The 15120-nt window shown below is 68.0% G+C and carries 15 protein-coding genes; 13 read left to right on the top strand and 2 right to left on the bottom strand.

From position 1 onward, the window contains the following. Window positions 1-137 precede the first annotated feature (137 nt). On the bottom strand, window positions 138-701 hold the full coding sequence (locus tag CQ042_RS20325) for a hypothetical protein (protein ID WP_146115415.1): 564 nt from the start codon (window positions 699-701) through the stop codon (window positions 138-140). A gap of 238 nt (window positions 702-939) precedes the next feature. On the opposite strand from CQ042_RS20325, the gene rpsA reads away from it, so the two are divergent. The 12 genes from rpsA (at window position 940) to CQ042_RS15610 (ending at window position 14314) form a co-directional block, all read left to right on the top strand. Next, the gene (gene rpsA, locus CQ042_RS15665) at window positions 940-2394 is read left to right on the top strand and encodes a 30S ribosomal protein S1 (RefSeq protein ID WP_105671380.1); all 1455 of its coding nucleotides are present in this window, start codon (window positions 940-942) and stop codon (window positions 2392-2394) included. 142 nt (window positions 2395-2536) lie between these two features. Then, window positions 2537-3379, top strand: a complete 843-nt coding sequence (locus CQ042_RS15660; protein WP_105671379.1) for an ABC transporter ATP-binding protein — start codon at window positions 2537-2539, stop codon at window positions 3377-3379. Next, window positions 3376-4416 carry an aliphatic sulfonate ABC transporter substrate-binding protein gene (locus CQ042_RS15655; protein ID WP_105671378.1) on the top strand — a complete coding sequence of 347 codons (1041 nt, stop codon included), beginning with the start codon at window positions 3376-3378 and terminating at the stop codon, window positions 4414-4416. The genes CQ042_RS15660 and CQ042_RS15655 overlap by 4 nt, the downstream gene beginning before the upstream one ends. After that, complete coding sequence (locus tag CQ042_RS15650; RefSeq protein WP_105671377.1) at window positions 4413-5273, top strand: ABC transporter permease; 861 nt, start codon at window positions 4413-4415, stop codon at window positions 5271-5273. Before CQ042_RS15655 ends, CQ042_RS15650 begins: the two co-directional genes overlap by 4 nt. A gap of 8 nt (window positions 5274-5281) precedes the next feature. Then, entirely contained in the window at window positions 5282-7291 is a 2010-nt protein-coding gene (gene acs, locus CQ042_RS15645; protein ID WP_105671386.1) for an acetate--CoA ligase, read from the top strand. Then, window positions 7288-8592: an O-acetylhomoserine aminocarboxypropyltransferase/cysteine synthase family protein gene (locus CQ042_RS15640; RefSeq protein WP_105671376.1), complete on the top strand. Its 1305-nt coding sequence runs from the start codon at window positions 7288-7290 to the stop codon at window positions 8590-8592. The genes acs and CQ042_RS15640 overlap by 4 nt, the downstream gene beginning before the upstream one ends. Then, the gene (locus tag CQ042_RS15635) at window positions 8589-9167 is read left to right on the top strand and encodes a CoA-binding protein (RefSeq protein WP_258132274.1); all 579 of its coding nucleotides are present in this window, start codon (window positions 8589-8591) and stop codon (window positions 9165-9167) included. The genes CQ042_RS15640 and CQ042_RS15635 overlap by 4 nt, the downstream gene beginning before the upstream one ends. Window positions 9168-9199: 32 nt before the next feature. Next, the gene (coaE, locus tag CQ042_RS15630) at window positions 9200-9799 is read left to right on the top strand and encodes a dephospho-CoA kinase (protein WP_105671375.1); all 600 of its coding nucleotides are present in this window, start codon (window positions 9200-9202) and stop codon (window positions 9797-9799) included. After that, a complete protein-coding gene (locus CQ042_RS15625) occupies window positions 9796-11013 on the top strand; it encodes an MFS transporter (RefSeq protein WP_105671374.1) in 1218 nt (405 codons plus the stop codon). Before coaE ends, CQ042_RS15625 begins: the two co-directional genes overlap by 4 nt. A 12-nt stretch (window positions 11014-11025) precedes the next feature. After that, on the top strand, window positions 11026-11817 hold the full coding sequence (locus CQ042_RS15620) for a GNAT family N-acetyltransferase (RefSeq protein ID WP_105671373.1): 792 nt from the start codon (window positions 11026-11028) through the stop codon (window positions 11815-11817). A gap of 58 nt (window positions 11818-11875) precedes the next feature. Beyond that, window positions 11876-13948 carry an excinuclease ABC subunit UvrB gene (gene uvrB / locus CQ042_RS15615; RefSeq protein ID WP_105671372.1) on the top strand — a complete coding sequence of 691 codons (2073 nt, stop codon included), beginning with the start codon at window positions 11876-11878 and terminating at the stop codon, window positions 13946-13948. Between the two features lie 15 nt (window positions 13949-13963). Next, window positions 13964-14314 carry a TfoX/Sxy family protein gene (locus CQ042_RS15610; protein WP_181157594.1) on the top strand — a complete coding sequence of 117 codons (351 nt, stop codon included), beginning with the start codon at window positions 13964-13966 and terminating at the stop codon, window positions 14312-14314. A 21-nt stretch (window positions 14315-14335) separates the two neighbouring features. Here the strand turns inward: CQ042_RS15610 and CQ042_RS15605 are convergent, their stop codons facing one another. After that, window positions 14336-14578, bottom strand: a complete 243-nt coding sequence (locus CQ042_RS15605) for a hypothetical protein (protein WP_181157593.1) — start codon at window positions 14576-14578, stop codon at window positions 14336-14338. 45 nt (window positions 14579-14623) lie between these two features. On the opposite strand from CQ042_RS15605, the gene CQ042_RS15600 reads away from it, so the two are divergent. Then, on the top strand, window positions 14624-15067 hold the full coding sequence (locus tag CQ042_RS15600; protein WP_105671370.1) for a MarR family winged helix-turn-helix transcriptional regulator: 444 nt from the start codon (window positions 14624-14626) through the stop codon (window positions 15065-15067). The last annotated feature ends 53 nt before the right edge of the window (window positions 15068-15120 follow it).

Here is a 15120-nt window from a genome sequence, read left to right as displayed (position 1 = left end):
GGGGGTCGTGCTCGATTTGGTGCCGGAGACGGTGACTGTGTTCTCGTTGTTCCCGACAGCAACATCGACTCCGCCAACGCCACCGTCGTCACGGCTGTCTCCTGCGGTGAGCATCCCGAGCGCCAGGATGATCAGCCCTAGTCGGCGACGCATTGGGCTTGCTCGTCGCGATCAGCACGATTGATGAGTAGCTCGCCGCCAGAAAGCAGGAAGGTTACTACGAGCGGATTGATCTGGGGACGGTTCGTGTCGATCGCTGACTGTCCGGACTTGTCAACCACATCTAAGCCGCTGACATCGACGCACACGAGCGCCTCAACTCGCGAAAATGGTGGCTCGCTACTGAGGCCTTCGAAGTACGAAACGGTCGTGCTACCTGTGAGAGCGAGACCTTCTGCATTGAGTTCGGACAGCGTCTTTCGATCGGCGGCTTCGAAGTCACCACTAGAGAGGTCATACAACGCCTCGAAGGTCACGGAGTCACTGGCATCAACAGAATTGAAAGCTTCGTTGTACGCCCGATACGTCTCTTCCGCCGCAGCGAAGGCTTCTTCCTCGGAGGTGAAGACGGGGGTCGGAGTCGGGGTGGGTGCAGGCGCGGGTGCACAGCCGACGACGGCCAGGGCCGACCCGAGGGTGCCGAGTGCGGCAGCGAGAAGACGAGGGGACGGGGAGCGCCGAGGAGGAGTAGCCGGAGTCACCTGGTCACGGTAGCCCGAGGGGGAGTACGGCGGCGCGAGTTATCCACAGGCGAAGACGGGGGAATCCGAGTCCCTGTCGTCTCGGAACTTCTGATAGCCTTAATCGTCACTCGTGGCGTGCATGCGTGTGCCCTCGTGACAAGAAAACCAAAATCCAACCGCTGTGAAGCATGCAGTCGGCCGTGCGCGGCCGTTGCCTCCCAGCCTGAGTCTCCATTCAACAAGGACAACCCACTACATGACTACCGCAACGACCGCCCCGGCCACCAAGCAGGTCGCCATCAACGACATCGGATCTGCTGAGGACTTCCTGGCCGCGGTCGAGAAGACTCTGAAGTTCTTCAACGACGGCGACATCATCGAAGGCACGATCGTCAAGATCGACCGCGATGAGGTCCTCCTCGATGTCGGCTACAAGACCGAGGGCGTCATCCCCTCGCGCGAGCTCTCGATCAAGCACGACGTCGACCCCAACGAGGTCGTCGCAGTCGGCGACCTGGTCGAGGCCCTCGTTCTCCAGAAGGAGGACAAGGAAGGCCGTCTGATCCTCTCCAAGAAGCGTGCGCAGTACGAGCGCGCCTGGGGTGACGTCGAGAAGATCAAGGAGAACGACGGCGTCGTCACCGGTACGGTCATCGAGGTCGTCAAGGGTGGACTCATCGTCGACATCGGCCTCCGTGGCTTCCTGCCGGCCTCGCTCATCGAGCTGCGCCGCGTCCGCGACCTCACGCCGTACCTCGGCCAGGAGATCGAGGCCAAGATCCTCGAGCTCGACAAGAACCGCAACAACGTCGTCCTGAGCCGCCGTGCGCTGCTCGAGCAGACGCAGTCGGAGTCGCGCACCACGTTCCTGAACAACCTCCACAAGGGTCAGGTCCGCAAGGGTGTCGTCTCGTCGATCGTCAACTTCGGTGCGTTCGTCGACCTGGGTGGCGTGGACGGCCTCGTGCACGTCTCCGAGCTGTCCTGGAAGCACATCGAGCACGCCTCCGAGGTCGTCGAGGTGGGCCAGGAGGTCACCGTCGAGATCCTCGAGGTCGACCTCGACCGCGAGCGCGTCTCCCTGTCGCTGAAGGCGACGCAGGAGGACCCGTGGCAGGTCTTCGCCCGTACCCACGCGATCGGTCAGGTCACGCCGGGTAAGGTCACCAAGCTCGTTCCGTTCGGTGCGTTCGTGCGCGTCGCAGACGGCATCGAGGGCCTCGTCCACATCTCGGAGCTCTCCAGCAAGCACGTCGAGCTGGCCGAGCAGGTCGTGTCGGTCGGCGAAGAGGTCTTCGTCAAGGTCATCGACATCGACCTCGAGCGTCGCCGCATCTCGCTGTCGCTGAAGCAGGCCAACGAGTCGGTCGACCCCAACGGCACCGAGTTCGACCCGGCCCTGTACGGCATGCTCGCCGAGTACGACGAGAACGGCGAGTACAAGTACCCGGAGGGCTTCGACGCCGAGACCGGTGCGTGGAAGGAAGGCTTCGACGCCCAGCGCGAGGCATGGGAGCAGGAGTACGCTGCAGCCCAGGCCCGCTGGGAGGCGCACAAGGCTCAGGTCGTCAAGGCGGCCGAGGCCGAGGCTGCGGCCGGAGAAGACTTCGGCGGCCAGTCCTTCACGAGCGAGGTCGCAGGCGCGGGCACGCTCGCTGACGACGAGGCTCTCGCCGCTCTGCGCGAGAAGCTCTCGGGCGGCAACGCGTAAGCAGCATTCCGCAACGGGTCGTCACCTCGCCTTCGGGCGGGTGTGGCGGCCCGTTTCGCGTATCCGGGACCGAGGTCCGGCTGCGTGACGGAACATTACGACGGCATTCGTAACAATCGTCCCCTCCCGCCAGCATGGGGGCATGACCGCTCTCCTGCCCGCGTCGCGCGCTGCCGAGGTCACGACGACGCCAGGAACGGCGCAGACCGTGCGGCTCGAAGGCGTCGAACGGTCGTTTCCCCTGACGCAGGGACGCCGAGACGTGCTGCGCGGCGTGGACGTCGATATCGCCGCCGGTGAGATCGTCGCTGTCGTCGGGCCCTCCGGATGCGGGAAATCGACTCTTCTCCGCCTCGTCGGCGGCTTGGATGTGCCGACACACGGCAGCATCCGCCTCGACGTCACGCCCGTCGCCGACGTCGACGAACGCACGGCCGTCGCCTTCCAGGAGCCCCGGCTGCTGCCCTGGCGGACCCTCGCCCAGAACGTCGAGCTCGGGCTGCCGCGGGGAACCGCTCGCCGCGCCGGACGAGAGCGCGTCGGCGAACTGCTGCACCTCGTGGGGCTCGAGCACGCCGCCGATCAGCGTCCGCGCGAAGTGTCGGGCGGCATGGCGCAGCGTGCGTCCCTCGCCAGGGCTCTGGCGCGCAACCCGGGTGTGCTGCTGCTCGATGAGCCCTTCGGCGCCCTCGACGCGCTCACGCGGCTGCGGATGCACGATCTGCTCCTGAAGATCCATGCCGCCGAGCCCACTACTGTGCTGCTCGTCACCCATGACGTCGAGGAGGCGCTGTACCTCGCCGACCGGGTGCTGTTGCTGCGCACCCTCACCGGCGACCACGAACCATCGATCGCCCGAACGATCGATGTCCCGGGCATCCGCCCTCGGGATCGCGCCGATCGCGGTCTCGCCGACCTGCGCGCCGACCTTCTCGAAGGCCTCGGTGTCGACACCCACCACCGCACCACCGAGGAGAACCGATGAGCATCACCACCCGCCGCATCATCCCTGCGATCGCGATCGCCGGGACGATGATGCTCGTCGCCACCGGCTGCGTCGCCGGCGAGAACGCGGCGGCCACCGACACGAAACCCACGTCCGGAACAGCCGAGTGGTCGTCGGACACCCTCTCGATCGACTTCGCGACGTACAACCCGCTGAGCCTCGTGATCCGTGACCAGGGCATCCTCGAAGACATCCTCGGCGACGATGTGTCGGTCGAGTGGGTGCAGTCCGCCGGCTCGAACAAGGCCAACGAGCTGCTGCGCTCGGGCTCCGTGGACGTCGGATCGACGGCAGGGTCAGCGGCTCTCCTCGCCCGCGCGAACGGCTCGCCCATCCAGGTCATCGACATCTTCTCGCAGCCGGAGTGGGCGGCGATCGTCGTCGGACCGGACAGCGACATCGCATCGATCGAAGATCTCAAGGGCGCCTCCATCGCCGCGACCAAAGGCACCGACCCGTACTTCTTCCTGCAGCAGGCGCTCGAGGAGGGTGGCCTCTCGCTCTCCGACGTCGAAGTGCAGAACCTCCAGCACGCCGACGGACGCGCCGCGCTCGACGGCGGCTCGGTCGACGCATGGTCGGGCCTCGACCCGATCATGGCCGCGGCCGAGGTGGAGTCGGGCGACAAGCTCATCTACCGCAACGTCGACTTCAACACCTACGGCTTCCTCAACGCCACCGAGGACTTCCTCACGAACCACCCCGACCTCGCGCAGGCCGTCGTCGACGCCTATGAACAGGCCCGGGAGTGGGCGCTCGAGAACCCCGACGAGACCGCAGCCCTCCTCGCAGAGGTCGCCGGCATCGACATCGGCGTCGCCACCACGGTGATCCAGGAGCGTTCCAACCTCGATGTCAGCGGCATCCCCGGCGACGACCAGATCGCCGTACTCGAGAAGATCGCCCCGGTGCTCGTCGAGTCCGGCGACGTGCAGGGCGGCCAGGCATCCGTCGACAAGGCGCTCTCCTCGATCGTGAACGCGACCTTCGCCGAGAAGGCGGTCGGCGGCGAGTGACCGATCTCGATCAGCGAGTGATCGTCCCCGCGGACTCGCGGGACGCTCTCGACGCCGCCAAGGGACGAGTCAGGAGCCCGGCGCCCGGATCCCGCCGCATCGGCGGTCGTCCTGTCGTGCGCATCCTGGGCGGTCTGCTGCTGCCCGCCGTGATCCTGCTGGCCTGGCAGATCGTGACGACATCCGGTCTCGTCGAGCCGTACCGCCTGCCCACCCCCGCCTCCGTCTTCCAGGCGGGAGTCGAGCTGGCCGAGAACGGGCAGCTGTGGACCCACATCGTCATCTCGGTCCAGCGCGTCCTGCTCGGATTCGCGATCGGCTCGGTGATCGGTCTCGCGGCAGCAGGCGTGGTGGGCTTGTCCCGCTGGGGTGATGTGCTTCTCAGCCCGACGCTCGCCGCCGTCCGCGCCGTGCCGTCGCTCGCCTGGGTGCCGCTTCTCATCCTCTGGATGCAGATCGGCGAGGAATCGAAGGTCACCCTCATCGCCATCGGCGCATTCTTCCCGGTGTACACGACGGTCGCCGCGGCGCTCCGTCATGTCGACCCGCAGCTCGTCGAGGCCGGTCGGTCGTTCAGCCTGCGCGGCTGGTCGCTGTTCCGCACGGTGCAACTGCCGGCTGTCATCCCCTCGGTGGTGGCGGGTCTGCGTCTCGCACTCGCGCAGGCCTGGCTGTTCCTCGTCGCCGCCGAGCTGATCGCGTCGTCGATGGGTCTCGGCTTCCTGCTGACCGATTCGCAGAGCACCGGCCGGGTCGACCGCATCCTGCTCTCGATCGTGCTGCTCGCCCTGCTCGGGACGATCACCAACGGCATACTCGCACTGCTGGAGAAGTACCTGCTGCGTCGGTGGACGTGACCGTGACCGTGACCGTGACCGTGACCGAGGCCCGACTGCAGGAGACGCGTGTCTACGCGCCTTCCGCCGGTTTCCCTGACGCGAACGTGATCGAGGAAGCCTACGCGCGCGCGGCGGCCGACCCGGTCGCCTTCTGGGAGGAGGCCGCCGGCAGACTCGACTGGTCCGAGCCATGGCACGCCGTGCACGAATGGGACCCGCCGACGGACGGCGCGATCCCCGCGGCACGCTGGTTCGTGGGCGGCACACTCAACGTCGCGGTGAACTGTGTGGATCGTCACGTCGACGCCGGGCGCGGGGACAAGGTGGCACTGCACTTCGAGGGGGAGTCCGGTGACCGGGCATCGGTCACGTACGCCGACCTCCAACAGCGGGTCTCCCGCGCGGCGAACGCGCTCGTCGCCCTGGGGATCCGACCGGGAGACCGGGTCGTGATCTACCTGCCCGTGCTCATCGAGACGATCGTGATCACGCTCGCGTGCGCGCGAGTGGGTGCCGTGCACTCTCTCGTGTTCGGAGGCTTCTCGGCCGAGGCCGTGCGCTTCCGTCTCGAGGACACGGGCGCCACGCTCCTGGTGACCAGCGACGGCCAGTACCGGCGCGGCATCGCCACCGAGATCAAGTCGACGGCCGACGTCGCCGCCGCCGATCTCCCCGACCTCGAACACGTCCTCGTCCTCCGCCGCACCGGCCAGGAGGTGCCGTGGACCCCCGGCCGCGACGTGTGGTGGCACGATGTCGTCGACACCGCCGCGCCCGTGCACGAGGCGCAGGCGTTCGACGCCGAGCATCCGCTCTTCATCATCTACACATCGGGCACCACCGGGAAGCCGAAGGGACTCGTGCACACCTCCGCCGGCTACCTGACACAGGCGAGCTGGGCGCACTGGGCGCATTTCGACGCCAAGCCCGATGACGTGCACTGGTGCACCGCAGACCTGGCTTGGGTCACCGCGCACACCTATGAGATCTACGGTCCGCTGTCGAACGGGCTCACGCAGGTCATCTACGAGGGGACTCCCGACGCCCCGCACCGGGAGCGCCACCTCGAGATCATCGAGCGCTACGGGGTGACCGTGTACTACACGGCGCCGACCCTGATCAGGACGTTCATGACCTGGTTCGGCGCAGAGCTCCCGTCCGGACACGACCTGTCGAGCCTGCGTCTGCTCGGCACGGTCGGCGAGGCGATCAATCCGGAGGCCTGGGTCTGGTTCCGTCGGAACTTCGGTCGTGACCAGTTGCCGGTGATCGACACCTGGTGGCAGTCCGAGACCGGTGCCGCGATGATCGCCGCGCTGCCGGGCGTCACGAGCCTCAAGCCCGGATCGGCGTCGCTGCCGCTGCCGGGAATCGATGTCGCGGTGGTCGATGAACAGGGCCAGGAGGTCGCCCCCGGCCGCTCGGGCGCACTCGTCGTCCGCCGGCCCTGGCCGGGGATGGCGCGCACCGTCTGGGGGGATCCGACGCGCTATCGCGACGCCTACTGGTCGGCATACGCCGGTCATGGCGAGTTCGGCGGCTACTACGTCGCCGGCGACGGAGCGACGCGGGACGCGGATGGGTACATCTGGATCCTCGGTCGGCTCGACGACGTCGTGAACGTCTCGGGACACCGGCTCTCCACCATCGAGATCGAGTCGGCGCTCGTGGCGCACGACACCGTCGGCGAGGCCGGGTCGGCAGGCGTCTCCGATCCGGTCACCGGGCAGGCCGTCGTGGCGTTCGTCACCCCATCCGGACGCGCGGATGTGACGCCGTCCGACCTGCGCGCTCAGGTCGCGCTGACGATCGGACCCGTCGCCAAGCCGAAGCACATCGTGGTCGTCCCCGACCTGCCGAAGACGCGGTCCGGGAAGATCATGCGCCGTCTCCTGGCACAGCTGTGGGAGGCCGAGCAGGATCGCCGAGCCGGCCGCGACCCGCAGCAGCTCGGGGACACCACATCGCTGCAGAATCCCTGGGCCGTCGACGACATCGTCGACGTGCTCGCCGCCGCAGAACTGAGGACATCATGACGGAAGAACATCGCTTCGGGTTTCGCACCAGGGCACTGCACGCGGGCGGCACCCCCGATGCCTCGACAGGGGCCAGGGCGGTGCCGATCTACCAGACCACGTCGTTCGTGTTCGATGACGCCGCGGATGCCGGCAACCTCTTCGCGCTCCAGAAGTACGGCAACATCTACTCCCGCATCGGGAACCCCACGGTCGCGGCCCTGGAAGAGCGGCTGGCGTCGCTCGAAGGCGGGATCGGAGCCGTCGCCACCGCCTCGGGGATGAGTGCCGAGTTCATCACGTTCGCCGCCCTCGTCGGCGCGGGCGATCACGTCGTCGCTGCTGCGCAGCTCTACGGCGGCACGGTGACGCAGCTCGACGTGACGCTGCGCCGCTTCGGCGTCGAGACCACGTTCGTGGCGTCGACGGACCCCGCCGACTTCGCGGCGGCGATCCGTCCGGAAACCAAGGTCGTCTACGTCGAGATGATCGGCAACCCCTCGGGCGAGATCGCCGACATCGAGGGTCTGGCCGCCGTCGCCCACGAGGCCGGTGTGCCGCTGGTGGTCGATGCCACGCTCGCAACCCCCTACCTCGCGCGCCCGCTCGAGCACGGGGCGGACATCGTGATCCACTCCGTGACGAAGTTCCTGGGTGGGCACGGCACGACGCTCGGCGGGGTCGTGATCGAGAAGGGAACGTTCGACTGGGGAAACGGCAGGTTCCCGCAGATGACCGAGCCCGTCGACTCGTACGGCGGCATCAAGTGGTGGGACAACTTCGGAGAGTACGGCTTCCTCACCAAGCTCCGCTCCGAGCAGCTGCGCGACATCGGCCCTGCGCTCAGCCCGCAGTCGGCGTTCAATCTGCTCCAGGGGATCGAGACGCTTCCGCAGCGCATCGACGCACATCTCGCGAACGCCCGCATCGTCGCCGAATGGCTCGCCAGCGACCCGCGAGTGGCCTATGTCACCTGGGCCGGACTCGAAGGGCATCCGCACCACGAGCGCGCGGCCAAGTATCTGCCGCTGGGGCCCGGCTCGGTGTTCGCTTTCGGTGTCGCGGCGGCAGACGGCCGAGCAGCGGGGGAGGCCCTGATCGAAAACCTGCAACTCGCCTCTCATCTCGCGAACATCGGCGATGCCCGCACACTCGTCATCCACCCCGCCTCGACGACGCACCGTCAGCTCACCGAGGAGCAGCTCGTCGCCGCCGGTGTGCGTGCCGACCTCATCCGCATCTCGGTCGGACTGGAAGACGCCGACGACATCATCTGGGACCTCGATCAGGCCCTCACGACCGCGACGGGAGCGAACCGATGAGCGCGACGACCTCGGGCGATGCGGGCGCCGTGCCTGCTGTGACGGATGCTGCGGCCTGTGCGCTGCCGGGTGCGGCGCCGACCGTGCCAGGTCGGATCTGGGTCGGACCCACACAGCAGGAGCGCTTCGGCCTGCTGCGACGCGCGAAGTCGATCGCGATCGTCGGAGCCTCCAACAATCCCGCACGTGCGTCGTACTTCGTGGCGACGTACCTGCTCTCCAGCACGGCCTACGACGTCTACCTCGTGAACCCGCGGGAGACCGAGATCCTGGGGCAGCCGGTCTATGCGTCGGTGAGCGACCTGCCCGTGGTGCCCGACATCGTCGACGTGTTCCGTCGTCACGACGACCTTCCCGGCGTCGCACAGGAGGCGATCGAGGCGGGTGCGCAGACGCTCTGGCTTCAGCTCGGGTCGTGGAACGAGGATGCCGCGGCGATCGCCGAGAGCGCCGGACTGTCCGTGGTCATGGATCGCTGCATCAAGATCGAGCACGCCCGGTTCCATGGTGGTCTGCATCTCGCGGGCTTCGACACCGGGGTGATCAGCTCGCGGCGCCAGCTGCGGGCGAGATGAGCCGCGCCGGTCGGGAACCATAGACTGGCGGCATGCCCCTCATCGCACTCACCGGCGGCATCGCGTCGGGGAAGTCGACCATCGCCCGGCGTCTGGCGGAACACGGCGCCACCGTCGTCGACGCCGATCAGATCGTGCGCGACGTGCAGGCACCCGGCTCGCCGGTGCTGGACCGGATCGCCGAGGTCTTCGGCGCGGAGGTCGTCGCCGCGGACGGTTCGCTCGACAGAGCGGCGCTGGGGGCGAAGGTCTTCGGCGACGCCGATCTCCTCGCTCAGCTGAACGCGATCGTCCATCCTGCCGTGCGCGAGGAGTCGCAGCGGCGATTCGATGCGGCCCACGCGAAGGACCCCGACGCCGTCGTCGTCTATGACGTGCCGCTGCTCGTCGAGGCGCGCGTCGACGACCCGTGGGACCTCATCGTGGTCGCGCACGCGCCCGCCTCCGTGCGCCTGCAGCGCCTGGTCGAGCTGCGCGGCTTGGACGAGCGTGCGGCGCAGGATCGGATCGATGCCCAGGTGTCGGATGAACGTCGTCTCGCCATCGCGGATGTCGTGATCGACACCTCCGACACGCTGGAGCGGACGCGCGAGCAGACGGATGCCCTCTGGGAGCGGATCAGCGGGAGGTGACCTTCTCCGGTCACGCGCCAGGCTCGCGCGAGTACCGGCGTCTCCTCATCGGGCTGTTCTTCGCAGGGATCGCGACCTTCGCCCAGCTGTACTCCGCGCAGGCCGTGCTGCCGCAGATCGCGGACGACCTCGCGGTCACCCCTGCGACCGCGGCACTCAGTGTCTCGGCATCGACGCTCGGCCTGGCGCTGGCCGTCATCCCGTGGTCGACGGTGGCCGACCGCATCGGCCGTGTCCCGGCGATGGCCACGGGGGTGCTCACGGCCACGGTGTTCGGTCTCGCCGCACCGCTGAGCGGTGAGATCGCGATTCTCCTCGCGCTGCGATTCGCGGAGGGGGTCGCCTTGGGGGCCGTTCCTGCCGTGGCGCTCGCGTACCTCAGCGAGGAGGTCGAGCCCCGCCACGCCGCTGCCGCCGCCGGAAGCTACATCGCCGGAACCACGGTCGGCGGTCTCCTCGGCCGTATCGGTTCGGGGATCGTCGGCGAGGTGGGTGGGTGGCGCGCCGGCATCCTGTCGGTCGCCGTGATGTGCGCGGCGGCGGCTGCGTTGTTCCTCTGGCTCACCCCGCGCGCCAGAGGGTTCGTTCCCGGACGGCTGCGCGCGCACCGTGGGCCCGGCCTCCTGGAGAAGCTCCGCGCGCCACTGCGCTCACCGCTGCAGTGGGCGCTGTATGCGCAGGGCTTCCTGCTGATGGGCGCCTTCGTCGCGGTGTACAACTACCTCGGCTTCCATCTCACGGCCGAGCCGTTCGCGCTGCCCGTCTGGTTGGTGACCCTGCTCTTCCTGGCCTATCTGGCGGGCACGGTCTCTTCGCCGGGGGCAGGGGCGCTCGCCTCCCGGATCGGCCGCTTTCCCGTGCTGCTCGCTTCGATCGGAGTGATGGCCGCGGGCGCCGGGCTGCTGCTGGTGCAGGTGGCGGCGGTCGTGCTGCTGGGGCTCGTGCTCTTCACCGCCGGATTCTTCGGAGCTCACGCCATCGCCTCCGGGTGGGCCCCGGTCGCAGCCGGGCCCACCAGCAGAGCCCAGGCCTCATCCCTGTACTACTTCGCCTACTATGCGGGTTCGAGCCTGTTCGGGTGGATGCTGGGTCTCGTATTCGGGACGGCGAGCTGGGGGTGGTTCGTGGCCGTGATCGTCGCGATGTGCGCGGCTGCGGCCCTCGCCGCCGTCGCGGCGCTCCGTGGCGCACCGAGTGGTCAGCCGTCGTCCTGAGAGGATCGCTTCATGCACCAGCAGTATCTCGAGGCCTATGACCGTCAACTGCGCGCGACTCCGGAGATCGCAGGCGCGTCGAGCACGGTGGAACTCGGGCCGCTCCTGCTGGCGACGTTCGCCGGCGGGCGCGGGTTCATCACGTATGCCGAGCTCGGTGAGATGGATGCCGAGGGCGTCGCGCGGCTGGTCGACGCCGCGATCGATCACTTCGTCGACCTGCCCACGGTGACCTCCGTCGAGTGGAAGACCCGCGGCCACGATCACGCGCCCGGCCTTCACGACGCCCTCGTCGCACGCGGCTTCCGGCCGGAGGATCCGGAGTCGATCATGGTCGGCGAGGCCGGTCTCCTCGCGCAGGAGGTCGGGATCCCCGTGGAGGTGACGATCAGACGGGCGCGCGGCGACGAGGAGGTCCTCGCTGCCGGCGAGATGCAGGGACGCGTGTTCGAGGATCCGGACTGGCGATCGAGGGCGGAGGCGTTGATCGCACGCCTGCACGAGGATTCCTCGACCGAGCTGTGGATCGCCGTCGTCGACGATGAGGTGGTCGGTGCGGGGCGCCTCGAACCGGTCGCGGGCACGGAGTTCGCCGGGCTCTGGGGCGGCGCGATCCTGCCGGAGTGGCGAGGCCGAGGGGTCTACCGTGCCCTCACGGCGGAGCGGGCGCGCTCTGCCCTCGCACTCGGCATCCGGTTCCTGCAGTCGGACTCGACGGAGTTCTCCCGTCCGATCCTGGAGCGGTCGGGATTCCTGAAGGTGTCGACGACGACGCCGTACGTCTGGACGCGACCGTCGGTCTGACGTCGGCCCGACTCCGCGCGACGGCCTCGATGTCGGAGGGGCGGCATACCCTGGAGGTATGCAACCCACGCGCAGCGTCCGCCCCTTCGAGGTCATCAGCGAGTACGCGCCGGCCGGCGACCAGCCGAAGGCCATCGCCGACCTGGCGGCGCGCATCAACGCGGGGGAGACCGACGTCGTTCTGCTCGGTGCGACCGGTACCGGAAAATCCGCGACCACGGCCTGGCTGGTCGAGCAGGTGCAGCGGCCGACGCTCGTCCTCGCGCACAACAAGACCCTGGCTGCACAGCTCGCCAACGAGTTCCGCGAGCTCATGCCGAACAATGCCGTCGAGTACTTCGTGTCGTACTACGACTACTACCAGCCCGAGGCCTACGTCCCGCAGACCGACACCTTCATCGAGAAGGACTCCTCGATCAACTCCGAGGTCGAGCGCCTGCGTCACTCGACCACGAACTCCCTGCTCAGCCGCCGCGACGTCATCGTCGTGTCGACCGTGTCGTGCATCTACGGACTCGGCGCCCCGGAGGAGTACCTCCGTGCGATGGTCGCGCTGCAGGTGGGAGAGCGGTACGACCGTGACGCCCTCATCCGTCAGTTCATCGCGATGCAGTACAACCGGAACGACGTCGACTTCTCCCGTGGCAACTTCCGGGTTCGCGGCGACACGATCGAGATCATCCCCGTCTACGAAGAGCACGCCATCCGCATCGAGCTGTTCGGCGATGAGATCGAGGCGCTGTACTCGCTGCACCCGCTCACCGGTGAGGTCATCGAGAAACTCGACTCCGTGCCGATCTTCCCGGCTTCGCACTACGTGGCCGGAACCGATGTCATCCAGCGCTCGATCGGCACGATCGAGGCCGAGCTCGAAGAGCGTCTGGCCGAGTTCGAGCGGCAGGGGAAGCTCCTCGAGGCGCAGCGTCTGCGCATGCGCACCACTTTCGACCTCGAGATGCTCCAGCAGCTGGGCTTCTGCTCCGGCATCGAGAACTACTCGCGGCACATGGACGGACGCGAGCCCGGCGAGCCGCCGCACACGCTGCTCGACTTCTTCCCCGACGACTTCCTGCTCGTGATCGACGAGTCGCACGTGACGGTGCCGCAGATCGGTGCGATGTACGAGGGCGATGCCTCCCGCAAGCGCACCCTCGTCGACCACGGATTCCGGTTGCCGAGCGCCATGGACAACCGCCCGCTGCGGTGGGACGAGTTCAAGAACCGCATCGGGCAGACGGTCTACCTCTCGGCGACCCCGGGCAAGTACGAGATGGGGATCGCCGACGGCATCGTCGAGCAGATCATCCGCCCGACGGGACTGGTCGATCCGCACATCGTGGTGAAGCCCTCGAAGGGGCAGATCGACGATCTGCTGGAGGAGATCCGTCTGCGCGTCGAACGGGATGAGCGCGTGCTGGTCACGACTCTGACGAAGAAGATGGCCGAGGAGCTCACGGACTTCCTCGGCGAGCACGGCGTGCGCGTGCGCTACCTGCATTCCGATGTCGACACCCTGCGCCGTGTCGAGCTGCTCAGCGAGTTGCGCGCAGGCGTGTACGACGTCCTCGTCGGCATCAACCTGCTGCGTGAGGGGCTCGACCTGCCCGAGGTCTCGCTCGTCGCGATCCTCGATGCCGACAAGGAGGGCTTCCTGCGGTCGGGCACGTCTCTGATCCAGACCATCGGTCGTGCGGCGCGAAACGTGTCCGGCGAGGTGCACATGTACGCCGACAAGATGACCGACTCGATGACGAAGGCGATCGAGGAGACCGATCGTCGCCGCGAGAAGCAGGTCGCGTACAACAAGGAGAACGGCATCGATCCGCAGCCGCTCCGCAAGCGCATCGCCGACATCACCGAGGTGCTGGCGCGTGAGGGCGCCGACACGGCGGAGATGATGTCCGGCCGCGGTCGGGCGAGCGGCAAAGGCAAGTCGCCGACACCCAACCTGCGTCGCACGGGGATCGCGGCCGAGGGGGCGCAGCAGCTCGAGGCCACGATCCAGGACCTGTCCGACCAGATGCTCGCGGCGGCAGCCGAGCTGAAGTTCGAGCTCGCCGGGCGTCTGCGCGACGAGGTGCAAGATCTCAAGAAGGAGCTCCGTGCGATGGAGCGCGCCGGTCACGCATAGGCAGGAGCCTGATCGATGGATGATGCGGGAAACGAGCTCGCCGATCGTGTGCGAGCGCTTCTGGGGGCGGACGCCGAGATCGAGGAACGGCGCATGTTCGGCACCAGGGCGTTCCTCGACGACGGCCGGATCCTTGTCGGGGCGCGCCCTGGGGGAGTTCTCCTCGTTCGCGTCGACGACGAGAACGGCGCGGCGCTGCTCACCCATCCAGGAGCAGCGCGTGCCGTGATGGGCGCTCGCACCATGAGCTCCGGGTGGCTGGATGTGGTGCCTGGCGCGATCGAAGACGACACAGCCCTGATGTTCTGGCTCGACGTCGCGCGAGAATCGACGGGCTCAGCGGTCGAGAGTCCTGGACAGGACTGACGGCGACGGCGAGACGGACCGCTACGGGCAGTGCACCAGGGTCTTCGGACCGGAGCGGTCGATCTCGTGCTGAGACATCGGGGCGCCGCACAGCGGACAGGCGCGCTCGGCGCGCTCCGCGGCGCTGGGCGGAGGCGTCTTCTCATACGGGCCCACCGAGGCGGGGCCGGCGAACCGGATGAGGTTCGTGTTGACCCAGGAGTACAGTCCTCCGGCTTCACGGATGCGCGTGCGGAGGGGTGGGCGGTCGGAGTCCTGTGCCATGTTCATTAGTGTACTAACTATTAGTGCAGATGTATAGTCTCCCTTGTGACGGCAACCGATGATCTGCTCAAACTGGAGAACCAGCTCTGCTTCGCCCTGGTGACGGCGGCGCGCAACGTCGTCGCGCTCTATCGCCCGATCCTCGAGCCGCTGGGACTCACGCATCCCCAGTACCTCGTCATGTTGGCGCTCTGGGAGCGCGCACCGCGGACGCTGAACGACCTGGCGATCGATCTCGCACTCGAGCCGGCGACCGCGTCCCCGCTCGTGAAGCGGCTGGAGGCGGAGGGGCTGGTCGCCCGACAGCGGAGCAGCGAGGATGAACGCCGACTCGAGATCACGCTGACCGCCGCGGGAGCGGCGCTGCGCGATCGCGCGGTGGACGTCCCGCACCAGGTCATGGCCGCCGTGGGCATGGACATCGACGAGATCGCCACACTCCGCGACGGCCTCGGCCCTTTCGCCGGACGACGCCCCGATCTGAGCTGACGGATCTGCTGCCTCGCGCCCAGAGTGGGGGGCGGTATCGCCGGGACGGATGC

The organism is Microbacterium sp. MYb62 (assembly GCF_002979475.1).
GTDB lineage: Bacteria > Actinomycetota > Actinomycetes > Actinomycetales > Microbacteriaceae > Microbacterium.
Note: the sequence above shows the minus strand (reverse complement) of the source record. Positions and strands in the feature narration are given on the sequence as shown.